Origin of the sequence: Chryseobacterium sp. ON_d1, from assembly GCF_006829085.1 — a bacterium.
In the GTDB taxonomy this organism is placed as follows: Bacteria; Bacteroidota; Bacteroidia; order Flavobacteriales; family Weeksellaceae; genus Chryseobacterium.
In genome coordinates this window covers 181,016-203,009 of the sequence record NZ_BJTC01000004.1, presented here as the reverse complement: position 1 = coordinate 203,009, position 21,994 = coordinate 181,016, and the positions used below count along the sequence as shown (strand labels likewise).

The 21,994-nt window shown below is 36.7% G+C and carries 24 protein-coding genes; 17 read left to right on the top strand and 7 right to left on the bottom strand.

The window, feature by feature from the left end; genetic code table 11:
* Positions 1-8: 8 nt before the first annotated feature.
* Positions 9-1,412: a radical SAM protein gene (locus tag CRS_RS08195; RefSeq protein WP_142723569.1), complete on the top strand. Its 1,404-nt coding sequence runs from the start codon at positions 9-11 to the stop codon at positions 1,410-1,412.
* A 59-nt stretch (positions 1,413-1,471) separates the two neighbouring features.
* Here the strand turns inward: CRS_RS08195 and surE are convergent, their stop codons facing one another.
* Both surE and CRS_RS08185 read right to left on the bottom strand, forming a co-directional pair.
* Positions 1,472-2,260: a 5'/3'-nucleotidase SurE gene (gene surE / locus CRS_RS08190; RefSeq protein ID WP_142723568.1), complete on the bottom strand. Its 789-nt coding sequence runs from the start codon at positions 2,258-2,260 to the stop codon at positions 1,472-1,474.
* A gap of 390 nt (positions 2,261-2,650) precedes the next feature.
* A complete protein-coding gene (locus CRS_RS08185) occupies positions 2,651-2,821 on the bottom strand; it encodes a lmo0937 family membrane protein (RefSeq protein ID WP_041461998.1) in 171 nt (56 codons plus the stop codon).
* Between the two features lie 343 nt (positions 2,822-3,164).
* On the opposite strand from CRS_RS08185, the gene CRS_RS08180 reads away from it, so the two are divergent.
* Positions 3,165-5,294, top strand: a complete 2,130-nt coding sequence (locus tag CRS_RS08180; protein WP_142723567.1) for a carboxy terminal-processing peptidase — start codon at positions 3,165-3,167, stop codon at positions 5,292-5,294.
* 54 nt (positions 5,295-5,348) lie between these two features.
* On the opposite strand, the gene CRS_RS08175 is transcribed toward CRS_RS08180, so the two are convergent.
* Positions 5,349-5,852 (bottom strand): superoxide dismutase family protein, encoded by a 504-nt coding sequence (locus CRS_RS08175; RefSeq protein ID WP_142723566.1) that lies wholly within the window; start codon positions 5,850-5,852, stop codon positions 5,349-5,351.
* 221 nt (positions 5,853-6,073) lie between these two features.
* Between CRS_RS08175 and CRS_RS08170 the strand changes: the two genes are divergently transcribed.
* The 10 genes from CRS_RS08170 (at position 6,074) to CRS_RS08125 (ending at position 14,752) form a co-directional block, all read left to right on the top strand.
* On the top strand, positions 6,074-6,724 hold the full coding sequence (locus tag CRS_RS08170) for a 4'-phosphopantetheinyl transferase superfamily protein (RefSeq protein WP_142723565.1): 651 nt from the start codon (positions 6,074-6,076) through the stop codon (positions 6,722-6,724).
* Between the two features lie 64 nt (positions 6,725-6,788).
* Entirely contained in the window at positions 6,789-7,712 is a 924-nt protein-coding gene (locus CRS_RS08165; protein WP_142723564.1) for a GyrI-like domain-containing protein, read from the top strand.
* 92 nt (positions 7,713-7,804) lie between these two features.
* On the top strand, positions 7,805-10,051 hold the full coding sequence (locus tag CRS_RS08160) for a TonB-dependent receptor (RefSeq protein WP_142723563.1): 2,247 nt from the start codon (positions 7,805-7,807) through the stop codon (positions 10,049-10,051).
* 50 nt (positions 10,052-10,101) lie between these two features.
* On the top strand, positions 10,102-10,761 hold the full coding sequence (locus CRS_RS08155) for a hypothetical protein (RefSeq protein WP_142723562.1): 660 nt from the start codon (positions 10,102-10,104) through the stop codon (positions 10,759-10,761).
* A gap of 131 nt (positions 10,762-10,892) precedes the next feature.
* Entirely contained in the window at positions 10,893-12,227 is a 1,335-nt protein-coding gene (locus tag CRS_RS08150) for a histidine kinase (RefSeq protein ID WP_142723561.1), read from the top strand.
* Positions 12,211-12,516 carry a 2TM domain-containing protein gene (locus tag CRS_RS08145; RefSeq protein WP_142723560.1) on the top strand — a complete coding sequence of 102 codons (306 nt, stop codon included), beginning with the start codon at positions 12,211-12,213 and terminating at the stop codon, positions 12,514-12,516. The genes CRS_RS08150 and CRS_RS08145 overlap by 17 nt, the downstream gene beginning before the upstream one ends.
* Before the next feature lie 86 nt (positions 12,517-12,602).
* The gene (locus CRS_RS08140; protein ID WP_142723559.1) at positions 12,603-13,172 is read left to right on the top strand and encodes an isoprenylcysteine carboxylmethyltransferase family protein; all 570 of its coding nucleotides are present in this window, start codon (positions 12,603-12,605) and stop codon (positions 13,170-13,172) included.
* Between the two features lie 176 nt (positions 13,173-13,348).
* Positions 13,349-13,645: a 2TM domain-containing protein gene (locus CRS_RS08135; protein ID WP_142723558.1), complete on the top strand. Its 297-nt coding sequence runs from the start codon at positions 13,349-13,351 to the stop codon at positions 13,643-13,645.
* Between the two features lie 27 nt (positions 13,646-13,672).
* The gene (locus CRS_RS08130) at positions 13,673-13,948 is read left to right on the top strand and encodes a 2TM domain-containing protein (RefSeq protein ID WP_142723557.1); all 276 of its coding nucleotides are present in this window, start codon (positions 13,673-13,675) and stop codon (positions 13,946-13,948) included.
* A 60-nt stretch (positions 13,949-14,008) separates the two neighbouring features.
* Entirely contained in the window at positions 14,009-14,752 is a 744-nt protein-coding gene (locus tag CRS_RS08125; RefSeq protein WP_142723556.1) for a LytTR family DNA-binding domain-containing protein, read from the top strand.
* A gap of 92 nt (positions 14,753-14,844) precedes the next feature.
* Here CRS_RS08125 and CRS_RS08120 read toward each other — a convergent pair whose 3' ends face one another.
* Positions 14,845-16,071 carry a DUF6051 family protein gene (locus CRS_RS08120; protein WP_142723555.1) on the bottom strand — a complete coding sequence of 409 codons (1,227 nt, stop codon included), beginning with the start codon at positions 16,069-16,071 and terminating at the stop codon, positions 14,845-14,847.
* 156 nt (positions 16,072-16,227) lie between these two features.
* On the bottom strand, positions 16,228-17,124 hold the full coding sequence (locus CRS_RS08115) for a hypothetical protein (RefSeq protein ID WP_142723554.1): 897 nt from the start codon (positions 17,122-17,124) through the stop codon (positions 16,228-16,230).
* Positions 17,125-17,237: 113 nt separating this feature from the next.
* Here CRS_RS08115 and CRS_RS08110 point away from each other — a divergent pair, with 113 nt between their 5' ends.
* A complete protein-coding gene (locus CRS_RS08110) occupies positions 17,238-17,966 on the top strand; it encodes a hypothetical protein (protein ID WP_142723553.1) in 729 nt (242 codons plus the stop codon).
* 13 nt (positions 17,967-17,979) lie between these two features.
* Positions 17,980-18,330, top strand: coding sequence for a hypothetical protein (locus CRS_RS08105; protein ID WP_228451210.1), 351 nt, complete (start codon positions 17,980-17,982; stop codon positions 18,328-18,330).
* A gap of 63 nt (positions 18,331-18,393) precedes the next feature.
* On the opposite strand, the gene CRS_RS08100 is transcribed toward CRS_RS08105, so the two are convergent.
* Together CRS_RS08100 and mnmA are read right to left on the bottom strand one after the other, a co-directional pair.
* Positions 18,394-18,603, bottom strand: coding sequence for a hypothetical protein (locus CRS_RS08100; RefSeq protein WP_142723552.1), 210 nt, complete (start codon positions 18,601-18,603; stop codon positions 18,394-18,396).
* Between the two features lie 125 nt (positions 18,604-18,728).
* Complete coding sequence (gene mnmA, locus CRS_RS08095) at positions 18,729-19,916, bottom strand: tRNA 2-thiouridine(34) synthase MnmA (RefSeq protein WP_142723551.1); 1,188 nt, start codon at positions 19,914-19,916, stop codon at positions 18,729-18,731.
* A 192-nt stretch (positions 19,917-20,108) separates the two neighbouring features.
* Here mnmA and CRS_RS08090 point away from each other — a divergent pair, with 192 nt between their 5' ends.
* The 3 genes from CRS_RS08090 to CRS_RS08080 all read left to right on the top strand — a co-directional run bounded on the left by CRS_RS08090 (position 20,109) and on the right by CRS_RS08080 (position 21,956).
* The gene (locus CRS_RS08090) at positions 20,109-20,636 is read left to right on the top strand and encodes a hypothetical protein (RefSeq protein WP_142723550.1); all 528 of its coding nucleotides are present in this window, start codon (positions 20,109-20,111) and stop codon (positions 20,634-20,636) included.
* A gap of 50 nt (positions 20,637-20,686) precedes the next feature.
* Positions 20,687-21,283, top strand: a complete 597-nt coding sequence (locus tag CRS_RS08085; RefSeq protein WP_142723549.1) for a Crp/Fnr family transcriptional regulator — start codon at positions 20,687-20,689, stop codon at positions 21,281-21,283.
* A gap of 67 nt (positions 21,284-21,350) precedes the next feature.
* Positions 21,351-21,956, top strand: coding sequence for a hypothetical protein (locus CRS_RS08080; RefSeq protein ID WP_142723548.1), 606 nt, complete (start codon positions 21,351-21,353; stop codon positions 21,954-21,956).
* Positions 21,957-21,994 lie beyond the last annotated feature (38 nt).

The following is a 21,994-nucleotide window of genomic DNA, read 5'->3' as shown; positions in this document are numbered from 1 at the left end:
TAATAACTATGCCAGTAAGAAACTATACTTATTACGATTATACCATCAGTCTTTGCCCGGAGTGCCTGAAAAGGGTAGGAGCAAAGATTATCATAGAGGATGAAGCTGTTTTTATGACCAAGAGATGTCCTGATCATGGTTTTTTTAAAACCAAAATCGCTTCAGACGTACTCTACTATAAAAATATAAGAAACTATAACAAAGCTTCGGAAATGCCCCTTCACTTTGGGACTGATGTGGAATATGGATGTCCTTATGATTGCGGACTATGTGTAGATCATGAACAGCACAGCTGTCTTTCAATCGTGGAAGTTACCGACAGGTGTAACCTTACCTGTCCTACCTGTTATGCCATGTCATCGCCACATTATGGCAGCCATAGAAGTCTTGAAGAAATTGAAGCCATGCTTGACACTATTGTCAGAAATGAAGGAGAGCCGGATGTTGTACAGATCAGTGGGGGAGAACCGACAATCCACCCGGAATTCTTTAAGATCATGGATATTGCCAAATCAAAACCCATAAAGCATCTGATGCTGAATACCAATGGGATAAGAATAGCCAATGATCCCGGTTTTGCTGAAAGACTGGCGGCTTATGCCCCTGAATTTGAAATATACCTTCAGTTTGATTCTTTTAAACCGGAAGTCCTGGAAGATTTCAGAGGGAAGGATCTTACCGCGGTCAGAATGAAAGCGCTGGAAAAACTTAATGAGCTTAACCTTTCTACGACGCTGGTAATTGTCCTTCAGAAAGGGAAAAATATTGATGAGATCGGGAAAATCATTGAATTTGCCCTGAAGCAGAAATGCGTAAGAGGAATCACTTTTCAACCGGTAGAAATTGCCGGAAGAAACAGAGATGATTCGGCACATGAAAAAATTACATTAACAGAAGTAAGACAGGAGATTCTGAACCAATTTCCACTTCTGAACGCCGATGATATTATTCCTGTTCCATGTAATCCGGATGCTTTGGCGATGGGATATATTTTAAAACTTCAGGAAGAAATTATTCCTTTAACGAGATACATTAACCCTGCCGATCTTCTGAATAATGAATCTAGAAATACCATCGTTTACGAGCAGGATAAAGGACTTCACATGCAGCTGCTGGATATTTTCAGTACCGGAATCTCTGTAGATAAGGTAAAACCTAAAGTTAATCAATTACTCTGCTGTCTTCCGGAAGTATGCGCTCCGGATCTTGACTATGATAACCTTTTCAGAATAATAATTATGAACTTTATGGATGCACATGATTTTGATGTAAGGGCAGTGAAAAAATCCTGTGTGCATATTGTCAATAAAGACCTGAAGCTCATACCTTTTGAAACAATGAATCTTTTTTACAGAGATGAAAAAAAGGCTTATCTGGAAGAGCTCAGGAAAGAAGATAAAGTGTTATTTTAAACAATATCAAAAATAAAGCGTGAAATCTGATTTCACGCTTTTATTATTTTTACAGGCTCTTATTTTGTCTCTTTTACATTTTCAAAAGTCATTACTTCTTCCAGCGTTTTCATATATTCATATGCTGTAAGGTCGAATTTCACAGGAACAATGGAAATATATCCGTTAGCCAATGCCGTTTCATCAGCATCTTCAGAATCATCCATATTATTGAAATACCCTGTCAGCCAGTAATATTTTTTACCATGTGGATTTATTCTCTCATCAAAGCTTTCTTCCCATTTTGCATGAGCCTGTTTACATACTTTTACTCCTTTTATTTCTTCAGCAGGAAGTTTAGGAATGTTTACATTCAGAACGATTCCTTTCGGCATCGGGTTTTCCAAAGTTTTTCTTACAATATTCTGAATAAATTCCTTCGCCTGGGTAAAATCAGCTTCCCAGCTGAAATCCAGCAATGAGAAACCAATAGCAGGAATACCTTCTACACCGGCTTCTACAGCAGCAGACATAGTACCCGAATAGATCACATTAATGGAAGAATTGGCGCCGTGATTGATTCCTGAGACTACAATATCCGGTCTTCTTTTAAGAATTTTGTCAAGAGCCATTTTGACACAGTCTACGGGCGTTCCACTGCAGGAAAAATCTGTTTGCGGACCGTCAAGGGTAACTTCTTCGTAGCTTAGGGTAGAATTAATGGTAATGGCGTGGCCTTTTCCACTTTGAGGAGAGTTTGGTGCGACAACAACAACTTCTCCGATTTCGTTCATAAAACTTACTAGATTTCTGATACCAGGAGCTGTAATTCCATCATCATTAGTAACCAGAATAAGCGGTCTTTCCATAAATTATATTTAATTTTTTATTTAAACAGAGTGAATTTGCTCATTTGAGAACAGAACAAATAGATTTCAACACATCAAATGTAGGTAAAAATAAGAAGCGATAAAACAGCTGATTTTTTATTAATTGCTAAGTTTTCAGAATGAAGACTGCCATATTTTACCATAAAAGCAGATGGAAACCGAGAGAAAGGAGATTGGTGAGCTCAGAAATACGGAATATAAGTGAAGCAAAATTAACATGGGGTTGAATATTTGAATTCTTAAATAGCCATGTTCATCTATTGGTGTTTTTATGACTTTACAGGTGTCTTTTCACGAGGAATCTGTATAATTCTGCTGGAAAAACACCTGCAAAGTCTGGGATTTGTTGTTGAGTGCTTTAAAAAAGAATTAATCAAGCGGTTTTCTGCCGGAAATGATGTTATAAAGAATAACAACAATGGCAATAACCAGTAAGACATGAATTAAATAGCCAGTACTCATACCCGGAACTATTCCTAACATTCCTAAAAGCCAAACGACGATGCAGATAACTGCCACTAACCATAGTAAACTTTTCATAACTTAATATTTTGAATTTGTATATAAGAATACTATCATATTTTGTGCCTTTATGACTGGAAATTGATTTTTGTGGTATGTGTTTTTTTTACTTTTAATGAAAAATATACTTAGAAAGATTCAATAAAAAAGAAGATGTTCGCTTCGTTGAAGGATAAACTGCCTGATAATAGGAGCTCACTGACAATCTCTTTATTATTTGCACATTACTTTCAATAAAAATAAGTAAAATTGTTCGGTATTTGTAAATAAGGTCTTAAATTTGATCATTTGTAACAGTACTAAACTTACTGCTACTAATTATTATACTTATTTTAAAAAAATTAATAAATAAAGACAGTTTATGTGGAAAAATTTCAAACTGAATAAATTTTTACTTCTTATTCCATTAACCAGTCTAATGTTTTGTTTCAACTCGCCAAAGAATGACGATGAAAAGATGCAGACGATTATGGTGAGCGTAAAAAACACACTTTCTTATCTGCATTATAGCCCGAAGACGATCAATGATGCCTATTCGAAAGACGTTTATAAGCATTATTTCGAATTGGTAGATCCAGCCAAAAGATATTTCCTCCAATCTGATATGGATGAGTTCAGCAAGCATGAAACAAAGCTTGATGATTATATCGGACAGGGTGATCTCACATTCTATAAACTTACGATTGACAGATTATACCAGAGAGTGGATGAAATTGATAAAATCACTCAGGATATTTTCAGTAAGCCGATCAATCTTCAGGAAGATGAAACCCTTACTCTTGAGCCAAAGCTTAAAAAAGTACCTGCCAACAAACAGGAGCAGTATAATGAGTGGAAAAAATTCATCAAATACAATATTCTTCAGGAAGTTGAGTCGATGAACAGTAAAGAAGAAGCGCAGAAAGAAAAGAAAGATTCTGTTCAGAAGTATAAACTTAAAGATACGATCAAACTGAAAGTTCTTACCCAGGACGAAAAGATCAAAAAAGCAACTGATGAAGTAAAAGATCTTGTAAAAGATACCTTTACCAGATTCAAAAAGAGAAAAAAGATGGATTGGTTTACGGTTTATATGAATGCCTATACAGAAGTATTTGATCCGCACACCAATTATTATTCTCCAAAAGATAAAGAGGATTTTGATACTCAGTTTACCGGAAAAGTAATCGGGATCGGTGCGCTTATTCAGGAGAAAAAAGGAAACCTTTATCTTGGAGCCCTTACCATCGGTGCACCAGCTTGGAAGTCTAAGCAGCTTTCAGAAGGGGACAAGATCCTGAAAGTAAAATCCAAACCGAAAGAAGATGCGGTAAATGTTGTAGGAATGCTTTCTGACGAAGCGGTAAGATTGATCAGAGGGGAAAAAGGAACTCCAGTAACATTGACTGTTCAGAAGAAAGACGGGACGATCAAGGATGTAACAATGATCCGTGAGGAAGTAGCCATTGAGGATACTTTTGCAAGAAGTATTGTTGTAAATGCTCCAAACGGTAAGAAATATGGCTTCATCAATCTTCCAAGTTTTAATGCAGATTTTGAAAATGCCAAAGGAAGAAATGCTTCTGATGATATTAAAAATGAGATTGTTAAGCTTAAAGCTCAGAATGTTGAAGGGATTATTCTTGATCTCAGAAATAACGGAGGAGGATCTTTAACTGAAGTAGGAGATATTATGGGGCTTTTCATGGAAGCCGGACCTTATGTTCAGGTAAAAGACGGAAACGGAAAAATACAGACGCTTAAGAATAAAAATGAAACGCCTATCTGGACAGGTCCATTGGTAATCATGCAGAATGAGCTTTCAGCTTCCGCTTCAGAAATCCTTGCAGGAGTGATGCAGGACTATGGAAGAGCAATGATTATCGGATCTCCGCAGTCTTTCGGAAAAGGAACCGTTCAGACCTTTGTAGATCTGAACAGATTCCTGAACACAGAAGATGATTTCGGATCTTTAAAGCTTACTATCCAGAAATTCTATAGAATCACCGGAGAATCTACCCAGAGAAAAGGAATTGTTTCTGATATTCAGATGAAGGACTTCTTTACGTATGCAGAGGTAGGAGAGAGATATGATGATTATGCATTGGCATGGGATAAGATTTCTCCTACAAAATTCCAGAAGCTGAATTACTTCAATATTCAGGCACTGGAGAAAGCAAGTGCGGACAGAATGGCTAAAAACAACAACTACCAATTGTTATTGGAGTCTGCTCAGTGGAGAGAGAAGCTGGATAAAGAAGAAACAATTACCCTGAATATAACGAAGTTCAATGAGCTGATGAAAAACAGAAAATCTCAGATCGAAAAGTTTAAAGCTTTAACTAAATTCGAGAATGGACTTCAGTTTATCATGTATCCAAGTGAAATCGAAAGAGAGAAAAAAGACGAAGCTTTCAAGAAAAAATCTGAAATGTGGATCAAAAATCTGAAAAAAGATCTTTACCTGCAGGAAGCAATGAATATTGTAGCAGATATGGGTACTAAATCATAAATACAAAAAAACCGCTGATCAAAATATCAGCGGTTTTTTTATTGAGTAATAGGGTTACTTGATTTCTACACATCCCACTCTTCCTCCTGCATTTCCGGTAGGCTGAGTGTGAAAATCATCTGCTGCAGCATGTACAATAAGGCCTTTTCCGATAATGTTCTTAGACTCATCTGTACATCCCAGGCACCATTTGTCTGTCTTGAAAGTCAATGTTGCGGTACCACTCTGGTCAGCAACCAGATTTCCTATATCTCCCATATGAAAATGCTCAGCACCCCATTTACCGTGATCATTCTTGGAAGGATTCCAGTGTCCGCCGGTAGATGTCCCATCCGCAGCAGAACAGTCTCCTTTTTCATGAATATGTACCGCATGAATCCCGGGGGTAAGGTTGGTAATATCCAGTTTCATGGTTACTTCATTTCCGTTTTGAGTAAACTTTGCTGTTCCTCCTGTCTGTGTTCCGCTTTTGGCATTTACAGAGTACGTTTTTGTTGTTCCGCATGAAGCTGCTAAAAACGCACACCCTGCCAATAATGCTAATGTTTGTACTTTCATTTTTAAATGATTTAAAGTGATTTTATCTATAAAATTAAAAAAGATTTTCCAAAGCACTTTATGATTCCGGTCTTTTTTTGAGAAACCACCGTTTATGGCAGTTTTAATTGTTATATTATAAAGAATATCCCGAAGGTTTATAACTTAATTAAAAAGGCAGGAAAAAAGCTTATTTTTAACGTGAAAAGTAATTGCTCTGTCATCAAAAGAAAATTAGAAAAATGATTATCCTATATACTTTTATCAGTGAAGAAAAACACCAGCCTCTTTTAGACAGATATCTCAACGTATTTCCTGATGACACCAAAAGGGATATTCTAAAATACAGGAGATGGCAGGATGCACAGCTTTCTTTACTTGGGAAAGTTTTGCTGCGGTATGGATTAAGGACCTATTATAATATCCATGATGCAGAAACAGGTATTCTCTCCAATAAAAAACCTTATCTGAAAGGGAATTCCCTTCATTTTAATATATCGCATTCTAAAGACCTCGTGACGTGTGCTATTGCAGAATATCCTTTGGGAATAGATGTAGAATTTAATGATCCTAAGGTGCATTATCAGGATTTTACCTTTCAGATGACAGAAGGGGAGCTATTGGAAATCCGGGGATCTGAAGATAAGATGAAAGCTTTTTTTACTTACTGGACGAGAAAAGAGGCTGTCATAAAAGCTCATGGTGCAGGTATGATGCTTCCACTGGATTCTTTTGAGGTGATCAATGACGAATGTTATATTGAAGATAAAAAATTCTTTACCAAAAAGATTTTTATTCACGAGGATTATCAGGGCTATATGGCCTCTTCAGATCAGAAAATTAAATCAGCGGTGCCTTTTATTAAATCTTTTGAAAAGGATGATTGGATATAAAAATGAAAAGACTTTCTGATCATAGCAATATTGAACAAATAAATTCCGTCCAGAGAAAATATCTTTGTTAACTCATACCCTTGAATTGGAAGAATATAAAAAAAGGATTGTAAAAACAATACAATATATTGATCGTCATTTTGATGCAGATTTATCTCTGGAGAAAGTTTCAGAGGTAAGTGCTTATTCTCCGTTTCATTTCCATAGGATATTTAAGCTGGTGACAGGAGAAACCCTTCAGAACTATATTATCAGGAAGAAAATAGAAAAGAGTGCTCTTCATCTGGCTTTGCATAAAAATATGGACATCAAAGATATCTATTGGGATCTCGGATTCTCCAGCCACTCTGTTTTCTGTAAAACATTTAAAAAGCATTATGGTCTGGCACCTACGGAGTTCCGCAGATCGGCTCCGGAAAAATTTCACAGAATTTTGCAGCAACAGAGCAAGAACGGACAAGTTAATACCATTTTCAGCCAATACATTTGCAGCATCGAAAACCTGTTAAACTGGACGAAAATGAATTTAAAAATCGAAGTAAAAAAAATGCCGGAAATGAATCTGGCATCCGTAATGAGCCTTGGAATTGCCAACGTAGAATCTTCTTTCAATGTATTAATAGATTGGGCAACAAAGAAGGGGCTTTTTCCAAAAGATAAGGTGAAAATGATCTCTGTATATCATGACAGCTGCAGGATAACACCTCTGGACAAGGTCAGAATACATGCCTGTATGCTTTTGGATAAACAGCTTAATACGCAGGAAGGTGAGGTATTTGCTGAAACGTTAGAAGCCGGAAAATATATTGTAGGAAGTGGCGAAGTTACCCTCGACGATTTTGAGAAATGCTGGGTCTCTTTGTTTTTATGGATGAATGAGCATAATTACAAGTTCAGGAGGACCTTTCCTTATGAGATTTATTATACTAACTTTAAAGAACATCCGGAAGGAAAAATGATTGTGGATTTTTGTATTCCGGTTTATTAATTACCATTCGGAAGGAAAAGAATGCCTTTCGGTAACAATTTTTTTCAAGGATGGTTTTCTGACGCTATTTTTGATCCCAGAAAACAATAAAAATGAAAACACAAGGACAAAACATTTTGGTTCTGATTTTACTGATCATTTCTGCAATGGGATATTCTCAGATTAAAATCTCGGGGAAAGTATCTTTTAAAAACAAGGGGATGGCCGAGGTTAATGTGACTCTGAAAGATACATATGACGGAACTACCACCGATGCTCAGGGTAACTTTACATTTGAAACATCAGAAAAAGGCACGCATATCATAACTTTTACCCACCCGAAATATGAAAATGTAGAAAAAACAGTTGCTATTGAAAACCAGGATATTTCTTTGAATGTTGACCTTAAAGAACAGATCAGTGAAATTGATGCTGTGGTAGTTTCCGCGGGTTCTATTGAAGCAAGTGACAAAAAAAGAGCGACCGCACTGCTCAGCCCGATTGATATTTATACAACAGCAGGGGCAGACGGACAGATTTCTTCAGCGCTGACTTATCTTCCGGGAGTACAGAAGGTGGGAGGAACTGAAGGACTGTTTGTAAGGGGCGGAACAGGTACTGAGTCGAAAATTTTTATGGATGGAAGTCTTATTAACAACTACTTTTCCAATTCTGTTCCAGGAATTGCGGGAAGAGACCAGTTCAATACCTCTCTTTTTAAAGGAAATATTTTTTCAAGTGGTGGTTATTCTGCATTGTACGGTCAGGCGCTTTCAGGAGCATTGATGTTGGAAAGTGTAGATCTTCCGGATGAGACGTCCTATAATTTCGGGATTTCACCTATTTTCCTGAATGCTGGATTTCAGAAATTATCAGATGATAAAACTTATTCATACGGGGCTACTGCCGGCTATTCTCTTTTAAGCCTGATGCAGAAAGTCTTCAATTTTAATACAGATTTTTTTGAGGCTCCCCAAGGACTGAACGGAGATCTGAATTTCAGATTTAAAACAAAATCAGGAGGGTTTTTCAAATATTATGGCATGTACAACTCAAACAAAATGGGAGTAAGGTCAGAAAGTCTTGAGCCCGGATATGACTTCAGCCTGGTAAAGCTTAATGGGAAAAATACCTATCATAATCTTTCTTTCAGACAGAAATTCGGGAAATACCTGTTGAATGTTGGAGGTTCTTATTCTTATAACAGATCTGACCTTCATTTCTCTACTGAAACAAATAATATGGAAGCCAACAGGAGCCAGCTTCTCACAGATGGAAATTATCTTAATTTCAAAGCTGTTCTTGAAAGGAAAATCAATAGAATCAGTGCGGTAAGAGGAGGCTTTGAACTGAATAATACCGATGAAAATCTGAATTTTGAATCTGTAGAAAAACATTACAAAGATTTGATCTCATCAGCTTTTGTAGAAACAGATCTGGGTTTCAGTAATGCCTTATCAGCGAAAGTAGGGGTAAGGGCAGAACATTCTTCGTTTTTAGGAAAGAATAATATTGCTCCTCGTTTTGCTATTGCTTATCGTCTGGCAAAAGACTGGACCACTTCTCTAGCCTATGGAATCTTTTATCAGAATCCTGAAAGTAAATACATCAATGCTCCTGCAGATCTTGGATTTCAGAAATCGCAGCATTATATTTTTCAGATTCAGAGGGCTTCAGAAGGCAGAACATTACGTTTCGAGGCATTTTATAAGAAGTATGACCAGCTGATCAAAACATTTAATGTTACCCCTGATAAAGAACAGAACCAGCAGATCCAGACTGCTTTAAACAATAATGGATATGGATATGCAAAAGGATTGGAGTTCTTCTGGAGAGACAATAAAAAAACATTTAAAAATATTGATTACTGGATCAGTTACTCGTACCTGGATTCAAAAAGAGACTTCCTTAATTATCCTGTGAGCCTGCAGCCAAGCTTTGCGGCAGAACATACACTTTCGGCAGTAGCCAAAAGATTTATTCCAGAATGGAAACTTGGGGTAAACTTGTCATACACTTATGCAAAGGGACGCCCTTATTATGATATTGCTTCTGCATTTGAGAATGGCAAAGAGGTTAATTATACCAGAACAGAAGGCAGATTGAAAGATTATAATGCCTTGAATTTCAGTCTCAATTATCTTCCCAACATCGGTAAAAAAGATGCGAAGGCTTTTCCTGTATTTGTATTGAGTATTACCAATATTTTAGGATCAAAGAATGTATATGGATATAATTTCTCTGCAGACGGATCCAGAAGTTCTGCCACTGTTCCACCAGTCAATACTTTTGTATTTATAGGTGCATTTATAAGCTTTGGTGTGGATAAATCAGATGATGCCATCAATAATAATTTATAAAAACATAACTTAGGACCAACAAACATCACTAACTTTTAAAATTAGATCTCATGAAAAAATACCTTTTAAGCTTTGCTTTAGTTTGTATGAGCCTGACGGCTTTTGCACAGGCAGATTATGACAAAATAATGTCTGACAAAATAGCAAAGATAGAAACCTGTAAAACACCGGAAGATTTCCAGGCGCTGTCCAACGATTTCCAGAGAATAGGAAGTAAAGAAAGTACAAAGTGGCTTCCGGCATACTATGCTGCATTTTCTTTAATTCAGAAAGGGAGAACCCTGATGAGAGAAGGAAAAATGCAGGAATTGGATGTTATCGCAGATCAGGCTGAAAAACATCTTTCAATGGCTCAGAACCTGGCAGGAGCAGATAATGCAGAAATTCACCTGTTGAGAAAAATGTCTTATTCTTTGAGAATGATGGTGAATCCTCCGCAACGTTACATGACAGACGGAGCAAGAGCTTCTGAGGAACTTAGTACTGCAGAAAAGCTGGATCCTTCAAATCCAAGGATTGCTCTTATCAAAGCAGAAGACACTTATTTTACCCCTGAACAATACGGAGGGAGTAAAACCAAAGGCTTGGAAATGTTTAAAGATGCTCAGGCAAAATTTAAAGCCTACAAGCCAAAAACTGCATTGGATCCAAGCTGGGGAAAAGCAGAAGCTGATTATTTTCTAAGTCTTCCGGCAGAAAAAGTAAAATAGTTTTCCCTTTTCATATAACCTTCATCCGTGAAGGTTTTTTTATACCATTCAGAGAGGAAAATAAGCCCTTCGGTAAGAATTAATTTTTGATACCTTTAATAAAAGCTAATTTTGAGTCAAGAAAACAGATCATGAAGCGTAAATACCTTACAACATTACTTTGGACATCATTGGGAACCACATTGTTTTTCTTTTTGTTTTTCAATGATGAAAAGACTTTCCGGACTTTTATGATCACACTGCTTCTTTCTACGATGTACTCATTTGTATTGGGATTTGGGAACGGGTTTATCAATGAATTTCTGAATAAAAAATTTCCCTGGTCAGAAGCTACCCGTACAAGGGCCGTTTTAAGCATCATTTCGATTGTTATCGGGAATTTCATTCTGGTTTATTTCTGCAATTATATGAACTATGTTGTTATTCAGAAAACAGCTACTGCAGAAGAGTTTTTTTCATCAAAATATGGAGTTACCAATTGGTTTATGATCAATATTGCCCTGCTCATATCTGCTTTTCTCCATGCGAAAAGCTTTATGGAAGAACTGAAGAAGACTTCCAGAAAAGAGGTGGTGGAACAGAAGCTTATTGCCAAATCTGCCAATGCTCAGTTTGAGAGTTTAAAAAACCAGCTGGACCCTCATTTCCTTTTTAATTCATTGAATGTGTTAAGCTCTCTGATTGATGAAAATCCCCGGCAGGCCCAGAAGTTTACCGCTTCAATGTCAAAGATTTACCGGTATGTACTTGAACAGAAAGATAAAGAGATGGTGACGGTGGAAGATGAGATAGAATTTGCTAAAACGTATTGTGACCTTCTAAAAACAAGGTTTGAAGACAGTGTGGATTTTAGTTTTGATGTTCCCAGGGAAGATTATCAGAAATATGTGGTTCCGCTTTCTCTACAGCTGCTGTTGGAAAACTGTATCAAACATAATTTTGCGACATCATCAAAACCACTTACTATCAGAATTTTTTCAGATGGAAATACCCTCTGCATTGAAAACAATCTGCAGGTAAGAGAGCAGATCAAAGAAAGTTCCGGGATTGGTCTTGCCAATATTGTACAACGCTATTCTCTGCTTACAGAACGGAATGTCTTCATAGAAAAGTCCGAGGACCATTTTAAAGTAAAGCTTCCGATGCTTTTGGTTAAGCCTCAAGTTTCCAATGAAGAACCTGAAGAAGAAGCTGCTGCTTATAAAAGGGCTCAAAAGAGGGTTAGGGAAATGAAAAAGTTTTATTCCAGCCTGATTACGTTCAGTATTATTATTCCCTTTTTATTCTTTGTCAATCTTTTTACCAGTAAGGGAGAATATTGGTTTTGGTATCCGGCATTAGCATGGGGAATGGTTTTGGCTTTCAGGGCTTTCAAAATTTTCGGAATCGGGGAATCATGGCAGGAAAAGAAGATAAGGGAAATTATGAATCAACAAAAAAACAGAAACAATGGAAAAATTCGATGAAGATGATATTCAATATCAGCAGGCTAAAAAACAGGTAGAGCAACTGACCGGGTTTTATGGACATGTATTCGTTTATGTGGCAGTAAACATTATTATTGTTTTTTATAATATTTCACATCTGGAACCCGGAGAAAGCTATTTTCAGTTTAAAAATTTCTTTACTGCCACTTTTTGGGGAATTGGGCTTCTGGCTCATGCGGCGGCGGTTTTCTTACCCAAAATAGGAGCTGTAAAAAAATGGGAGGAAGATAAAATCCGTGAAATCATAGACAAGAAGAAAGATCATTAGAAAATAAAACATCAAAATTGCATTGTGATATTCTGCAGGTTAGTGATCTGTCATTTCATCTAAACATAACCTTAAACCCGTAGAAAATGAACACTTTATCCATTCTGTTTTACATCTCAATGGTTGTCTGGTTTCTTACAGAGATATTGTATAAAAACATGCTGAAATCCGGCAAAGAAGATAAAAAAGACAAAGACAGATCTACTCTGAATATCTTATGGCTAGCCATTCCTTTTTCCATCATGAGTTCAGTAATCATATCCTATAATACCCGTTTTTCAATCAATAAAGATCACTGGATTCTTTACCTTGGTGAGTTTTTCATTCTTGCCGGGATTATTTTCAGGTACATTATTATCAGGTCTCTGGGAAAATACTTTACGGTGGATGTTACCATCAGACAGGACCATAAAATCAAAAAAGAAGGATTTTATAAATACCTGAGGCATCCTTCCTACGCTTTTTCGCTGCTGACTTCACTTGGACTTGGACTGTATTTAAACAACTGGCTGTCATTAATCTTCGCTTTTATACCTCCTTTTTTAGCTTTTAGCTATAGAATTAAAATTGAAGAACAGGCTTTAGTAGAACAGTTCGGGGATGAATACATTGAGTACAGGAAAAGTACAAAGAAACTGATCCCTTTTATCTACTGATTCCAGGCTTTTTATAACAAGGAAATTTAGAGATTTCACACGAATATTCCATTAATCACAAGTTTTTACCATTCGGATATCATTTTCTACCCTTCGGTAATATAAAATTGATTTGAGCTCTTCCTTGAAGTATCTTTGAGTCAAGAAAAACAAATTAACCTTTAAAACAAAACATTATGGAAATTTTACCCAACAAAGAAACGATAGCTTACAGAAAAGCCTCAAGAAGAGTAAAAGAACTGAAAGAGTTTTATGGAAATCTTACTTCTTACTGTCTTGTAATTCCTTTTTTAGCCATATTGAATATTCTTACTGCACCGGGTTATTTATGGTTCTTATGGCCTGCACTGGGCTGGGGGATCGGACTTGCATTTCATGCTGTTAATGTCTATGGAATCGGTAAAGAATGGGAGGAAAGAAAAATAAAGGAACTGATGGATAAAGAAGAAAAACCAAAAATAAAAACATTTTAACCCTAATAACTTAAAAATTATACAATCATGGATTACCAAACTGCTTACACAAGAACTCAAAACATCAAAAAATTCTACAGAAGTATTTTCATATTTACAGTCGTTGCTGTGCTTATTGCTCCTGATGATATATTTGATGAAAAGATAATCAGAATCCAATTATTTGACAGATATGCCATACTTGGAATATGGGGACTTATCCTTCTTGTAAAAGCGATAAAACTGTTTCTTTTTGATTCTGAGTGGGAAAGACATATGATTGAAAAAGAAATGAGAAAAGAGAAAAAGCCAATAGATTATTAAAAGTTGTCTGCTTTTCTCTACCTTTATTTCCTAAAATCTGAAAACCAAAATTAAAGCTCAATGATCAAAACTGTCATTATAGAAGATGAAAAACCTGCTTCAAGGAAATTGGAAAGAATGCTGGGTCGTTTTCCTGAAATAGATGTCGTTGCTAAAATAGAATCAGTAGAAGAGGGGGTTGCCTGGTTTTCTGAAAACGAACATCCTCAGTTGATCTTCTCCGATATTGTTTTGGGTGATGGTCTCTCTTTCGATATTTTTGAAAAAGTACCTACCAAAGGTTTCATTATCTATACAACAGCTTTTGACCAATATACACTGAAAGCATTCAAACTGAACAGTATTGATTATCTCTTAAAACCCATCCTTGATGAAGATCTCGAAGGGGCAATAGAAAAGTTCAAATCGTTCATTCCGGCAAATGATACCAATGCTTCTCAGGATATCAAACAGCTGATCAGAAAAGAAAAATCTACCCTTTCCAGAGTTCTTGTTAAAATAGGATATAACCTTAAAATTATACAGACTCATGAAATAAGCTGTTTTTTCAGTGAAAATAAAATCGTCTATCTTCAGACGGAAGACCGCACTTACCCATCAGATTTTACGCTTGATGAGCTCGAAGATGTTCTCGATGGCAAAAAGTTTTTCAGGGTCAACAGGCAGTTTATTATCAGTTCAGATTATATCAGAAACATTCATACTTCACCGTATTACAAAGTGGATCTGGATTTTCAGCCTGAAGAGGAAATTACGGTAAGCAGAGACCGGGTGAAAGATTTCAAAGACTGGCTAGTCAGTTGATAAATAAAAGCTAAAAACAAAAACCATGGATCTTATATTATTATTTTTCAAACTATTCCTTTCCATCTTTTATCCCTAAAAAAGGAGAATGATCAACTGCCATAAAAATCGCTGGCAGATTTTATAAAATGGTGAAAGGCTTCCGTGACGTCTTTCTTATGCTTATGGGTAAGAGGAAAAGGAACCATATGAGAATATTCGTACGGAAAATCCTTGATTTCAATATCAACATCGATATTCCTGTAGCCTCCCTGCAGTGTATTTAAAGCTTCCATAGGAGGAGCAACACTGTCCTTCTCCAAGACATAAGCTTTGATCTGAGATTGGATCTCCCGAATTCTTTCTTCCCGTTCTTTTTGAAAGAAATTATACCGCAGCATCTTTTTGAACCAGCTTTCCTGTGAATGTAATGCATCGGTCTGATAGTGTTTCAAGCGGGAATCTGATTTAAAATCTGAACTCAGAAGTTCTGTAAAGACAGACTGCATCTTGACCGTTGCCTGAGTATCCATAATGTATTTTGATATCGGAAACATCCTGTCGATGGTCATTCCTCCGCAAAAACAGAATACTTTTGCCTGAGTAAAATAATCATTGGGATCAGCCATTTTAATGATCATGGAAAGAAAGGACCCTATAGAATATCCGAACAGATTCAGGCTTGCCTCTGCGGCAATGCTTTTAATTGTACCGGATTTAATGTTTTTCACAACTTCAGTAACGTCAGAATAGGTTTGAAGCCCGGACCAGAACATCCTTTGAGGGTGGGCTTCCAGCCGGGAGCTAATAGCAGCATTTACATAGGAATAATTCATGTTTTCAGGATACTTTTTCTTCCTGAAACTAACGACTTCCATCATGTGATGACGGTCACTCCAGATAGGCTCTGCACGGTTCATATGAAAAGCGATCGGGAACAATATAATGGCTTTTTTGGTCCTTTGGGCCAGTTCATAAGCCCATGGCAGGTATTTGTCCCATTTCTTCTCGTTCAGCCCGTGAAAAAAGAATATGCATCCATCTGCCGTTTCAATATCGGCTCTCTTCAGAATATAATATTCAAACTTTTTATTGCATTCAATATCAAAATCTTTGAGGTCTATTGTAGGGTGATTATAAAAAAGGTATCCTTTTTCGTTGATTTCCAGAGCTTGCTGATGTTTACTGCAATGCTGGTGCTCCGAACCATAGAGCAGGTCAGAAACTTTGGACTCAAAAGGAATTGCCTCAATGGTTACATTCAGCTCTTTTATTTCAATCCTGTCTTTTCCGGAATCAAAATGACTCTTCAAAACTTCATGCAGTTCACAATATTCCATAACGAGGTCATTGATGGGTTCATAATTAAAACTATTAAGTTAAAGAATTATTGCTGTAATCTATTGGTTTTGAATGATTAAATGTATTCCAGGCATAAGAGAAATAGAATACATCCTTTGGTGTCCACGTTTCTGACGGCTTTTTTTATATCTTAACTATCTGTAATCAATTCTGTTGGACTCTGTGTCTTCAAGTTGTTTCACAATAGATTCCGGGATTTCATCACTGTCAATCGGAAAACTGATAGAATCCGAAATGAAATTTTTTCGGTCTGCTTTTCTAAAGATTTCAAACAGGGCAATCGGCTCCTGGTTAAAACTGATACAGGTGCTTATAAAGTGGATTTCGTGGAGCTTATAGTCTGGGTTCTTAAGTTTTTCTTTAATATCTTTTATCCTTGAAATAAAATGTCTCTGCCGGATAAAAGTGTTGCTGTTCATGATGATGAATACATAATCTGAATAGGCTGTTACTTTTCCAAAATATTTATGGTGGTCACCACCGCTCCTTTCAATAAAATATTCTCCGGTTGTTTCAGATTTATAAATCTCCATAGCAGAACGCCATATACGGTCTTCTTTTGCCATTAAAGGATTGTCTGGCAGATTTCTGTTATAAGAATACCAGCAGCCCACCAAACGGTCCAGAAGAGCCGTATTCAGATTAACATTATTCATATCAATCCTCAGGTCATTAAAATTGAAGGTTTCCGTATTGGAATTAATGAAGTCTATGTAATTCGAATACCCCAGAACTCTGACAATTAGACTTAGCTTGGCAAGATTAGGCCTGCTCAGTACAGCATTTTCATTCTGCCTGTATTTCTTCAGCTTATTGATGATCAGATGCTCATACAGATAATTCGTTCCCAGTAGATCCGGTTCCTTTCTTATCGTTTTCTCTGACTGGTCATTGATAATCATTTCATTCAGCTCGGCACTTATATAGGACCATTCGGTTTTAGTAACATCCTCCCAGTGGTTTTTCTTTAAAAAGTGGCGGCTTAAGAAATTCATAAGCTTTTCAAGGTGCAGAATATCTTCTTTTTTCATGGATTGATTTTATAAGACTAATTTAAGGCTTTTATCAAACCTGAAAAGATTTTTTAAAGACTTTTATATTATAGGATCCATTGATATTTGAATAGAAAATAAAATGTAAAACAATGGAAACAAAAATGGTATTAAAAGATGCATTCCTTTGGACCAGAATACAGGAGTTTTCTCTGGATGCTCCCGGTGCTGAATTTCCTTTCTCAAAAAAACTGGCAAAAGAAGAAAGCTGGAGCCTTGATTTTGCAAGAAAGGCAATAGAAGAATATAAAAAGTTTGTTTATCTCTGCTGTGTCCTTCCCAACGGTGCTTCTCCAAGCAAAATAGTGGATAAAGTATGGCACATGCACCTGATCTATACCCAGAACTATTGGGAAGAATTCTGCCCGAATATTCTGAAAAAACCGCTTCATCATCATCCATCGAAAGGAGGGATCGCAGAAAAAGAAAAACATCAGAACTGGTTTGAAGAAACCCTTACAGGCTATCAGACTGTATTTCAACAGGAAGCTCCTGAAGAAATCTGGAAAGATCTTGGAAAAAAATCTGAAGGACAGTCGTGGATAAGAAAAATGGCTTCTTTTGTCTGGATTTTTCTTTTGCTGATGCTGTTCTCATGTACGGAAGGAAATGGTTTCGCCGGATTATTCATCACAGGTGGGGTATTTGTGGTAATTTTTATTCTGGGAGCGATTGTATCCATAACCCGAGATCAGGAAGTCTCTGATCCTAACAGAAAAGATAAGCAAAGCAATGACGGAAGCAGTTGTGGCGGATCAGGCTGCAGCGGAGGAGGCGGATGTGGAGGCGGTTGCGGTGGATGTGGGGGGTGCGGCGGATAAAAAACTAATTATAATGAAAAAGATCGTCATTCATTCAGCTTCAGTTATAATAAGCCTTGTGTGGCTTTGGGTAACCTGTCATACATTGAACCCCGTTACACTTAAAGGACCTGATTTTCTTACGTTCTATATTATTCTGGTTCTTGGTTTCTATGCTTCGGTTTTTATAATCAATTCCTTGAGAGAAAAAATTTCGAAAGAAACATTTTATTTCGCTGGATTTATTTTTCTGCTGGGAATGATAAAGCTGGTCCGGGGAATTACATTGGGGAAACCCATTGGATTTCTGGTTATGATTTTAATTGCAGAATGTATTGTTGCAGTGGCTCTTATGCCTGCTCAGGTCAACAAAAACATGAAATAGAGAGATTATTAAAAAATAAACCCGAAACAAAAATGTTCCGGGCTTTATAATAAGCTGTTGATCTCAAATATCTTTATTCTTTTCATTCGCAGGTTTGTAGCCATACCTTCTAACCATAACCGAAGTCAGTACCACTAATATGAGGCTGATCGCGATATTCGAATTTTCCGGATGTACAATGAACTGATAAAGATTATAGCCAAAAATAGCAGATACAATGGTAATCAGAATATTGTTTGCATACGCATACTGGTTTTTTGAAAATGTTTTCATAGTCGTATTTTTATTGTTTACTCAGTAAGTAAGACAACTTAAAAAACGTTACAGAAAAATTGTAAAATTTATTTCTTAAAAAACGATCTCAATCTGACTCCCCGGATCCCGAAACTCAAAAATTCCTATGAAATCACGCCACTGCCGATAAGCTCTTCATCAATATACCATGAAGCAAACTGACCTTCAGCAATAGCAGACTGCAGTTCATCAAATTCAATATAAAATGCATTTTCAAACTGGTACAGTGTTGCTTTCTGCAAAGGCTGTCTGTATCTGAATCTGGCCATTACTTCCATAGATCCTCCATTCTGAAGTCTCATATCCTCACGTACCCAGTGCAGTTCAGAATTATCAATTTTCAGGGCCTTTTTGTGAAGTCCCGGGAAATGACTTCCTTCTCCTACAAAAAGGATGTTGTTTTCCATGTCTCTGGAGATGATAAAACAGCTTTCTTTGTGTCCGCCTATTCCAAGGCCTTTGCTTTGTCCGATCGTGAAAAACTGGGCTCCCTGATGTTTCCCGATTGCTTTTCCGTCAGATTTTTTATAATGGATTTTTCTGGATAGATACTCAAGCTCTTCTTCTTTAGACGAAAACTCAGGTTTTTCTTCCAAAAACAGAGGTGAATCTTTGAAAATTTCCACGATTTCCCCCTCATTAGGTTTTAATTGCTGCTGTAAAAACTGGGGCAGGCTCACTTTTCCGATAAAACACAGCCCCTGGGAATCTTTCTTATCAGCTGTTACCAGCCCGATTTCTTTTGCAATTTCTCTTACCTGAGGTTTTGTAAGTTCTCCGATAGGGAATAATGCTTTAGAAAGCTGATCCTGACTTAGCTGACAAAGGAAATAAGACTGATCCTTATTGTTGTCTTTTCCAGCCAGAAGATGGAAAATTTCTTTACCGTTTTCATCAAAAGTGGAGGTTACCCTTGCATAATGTCCGGTAGCGACCTTATCTGCGCCTAAAGACATTGCGGTCTTCATAAATACATCGAATTTTACTTCTCTGTTACACAGTACATCAGGGTTGGGAGTTCTGCCTTTTTCGTATTCGGCAAACATGTAATCAACGATACGTTCTTTGTAAAGTTCACTCATGTCTATCACCTGGAAAGGAATTCCAAGCTTTTGTGCCACCATAAGGGCATCATTACTGTCCTCAATCCAGGGACATTCATCTTCTAATGTTACGGAAGCATCGTTCCAGTTTCTCATGAATAAAGCCACGACCTCATGGCCTTGCTGCTGCAGCAGATATGCTGTAACACTAGAATCTACACCTCCGGAGAGGCCTACTACTATTTTCATTGTATTTCAATTTTACGAAACTCTTAACGGGAGTTCTTAGTTTGATGCGGCAAAAATACAACTAAAAAATTCGCAAAAAAACCATAATTTTAAACATTGATAAAAACGATGGTAATCGTTGTCACCATTTTCCTGCATGGATAAACAAGTGGAGGAATGGATAAATATCATCAAAACAAAATAGCTCTAGATATGAAAAAGTTTATTATTTCTATGATGCTGATCTGCTCAGGATCAGCTTTTTCCCAGGTTTCGGTGAGTACCCAGGCACAGGAAAACAACAGGTGGACTTTCGGAGGAGGTATCGGATTAGGATTCGGGAGTAACAGCTCTTTCAATCTGTCCGCTTCGCCCAGAGTGGGTTACAGGCTTACTGATGATCTTGAAGGTGGGGTAGTAGGAACTGTATCCTGGCAGACCTCCAATTCTTATAAATCCACAATGTTCGGAGTAGGACCTTTTGTCAATTATTATTTTGCCCGGTCATTTTATTTAGGAGCCAATTATCAACATTATTTTATCGATTACAGGGATAAATACTACGATTATAAATACAATACGGAGGAAAATGCATTGTATCTTGGAGGAGGATATATGCAGCGGATCGGAAATCATTCCTTTATGCAGATAGGGGTTATGTATAATGTGCTTTGGAAAGAAAATTCGAGTATTTTTTCCAGTGGTTTGGTGCCGAATATTGGTTTCGTGGTGGGATTGTAATTTTATTGAGATGTTTTGATCGTATCATGGAGTAAATTTGCTAAAATACTATGAGCAATATGGATGTCAAAAATCTTTCAAATAATGGTTTAGTAAGCTTCATCAAAAAAACGTATCCTGTATCTGATTTTACCGCAAATTTTATCGCTGACAATTTCGAACCTGTAATTTTATCAAAGTATCAGCTTACTTTAAGAGAAGGGAGTATTAATTCTGATTATATTTTTCTCGAAAAGGGATATATGCGTTCTTATGTGCTGGATATTGATGGCAATGAGGTAACTACAAATATTTTCAAGCCTGATGAAATGGTTTTTGAAGTGGAATCATATTTTCAACGGAAACCATCAAAGGAAAATATAGAAGCCATTACAAGCTGTGTGGTCTGGATCGGAAAATACGAAAAGTGCCAACGACTCTTTCATACATTGCCGGAGTTCAGAGAGTTTGGTAGGGCTATTTTGGTAAGAGGATTTACAGAGTTGAAAAAACGGACAATTTCTATGATTAAAGAAAAGTCAGAAAAAAGATATGAAGACTTACTTTCAGAATCTCCGGATATCTTCAGGCATGTTCCGCTAAAATTTATTGCATCTTATCTTGGAATTACAAATACTTCTTTAAGCAGATTGAGAAAAACAACCTGAAAAATTGCCAATTGGCAAAGTTTTTACAATTTATGAAGCTGAATTTTGCATAATAAATTTATACATTATGCAAACAGAAAATATTCAACAGATTGGCTTGGAAAAGCGTATTGGGATTATAATGATCTTTTGGGGAGCGGGGAGTTTTTTATTAGGTTTTTTTAATATTTTTAGTCTTATTCCGCGTCCACTTTTTGGAGTTTTGATCGCCCTGATTCTTTTGGGATTGATTTTTATTTATCAGACAAAACCGTCTTTTAAGGCTTTTTCCGATTCAATTCCTTTAAAAGGGATTACCCTTTTCCATGTTTGGAGGATTTTTGCAGGCTGGATTTTTATTTCTTATACCGGAAAATTATCTGAAACATTTATCCATAATGCTGCTTATGGTGATATTATTTCAGGAAGTCTTGCCGCATCGGTCTTTGTTTTCGGGCGTACCAAGCTAAATTATTATATTTTTAATATCATTGGTTTGCTTGATTTTATTATTGCTGTAGGAACAGGCGTTTTTCTTACCATCACAGGAAATAATGAAATGGCTCCGATTATTCAGTTGCCTCTGATTTTGATACCCTTATTTGGCGTTCCTCTTTCAGGGTTTACTCATTTTATTTCTTTAAGCCGCCTTTTAAAAATGAAAGATAAAAAACTCTCTGAAATGATTGAATAACGCCATCAATCAATCTGAAAAAACAAAAGCACCGGGAT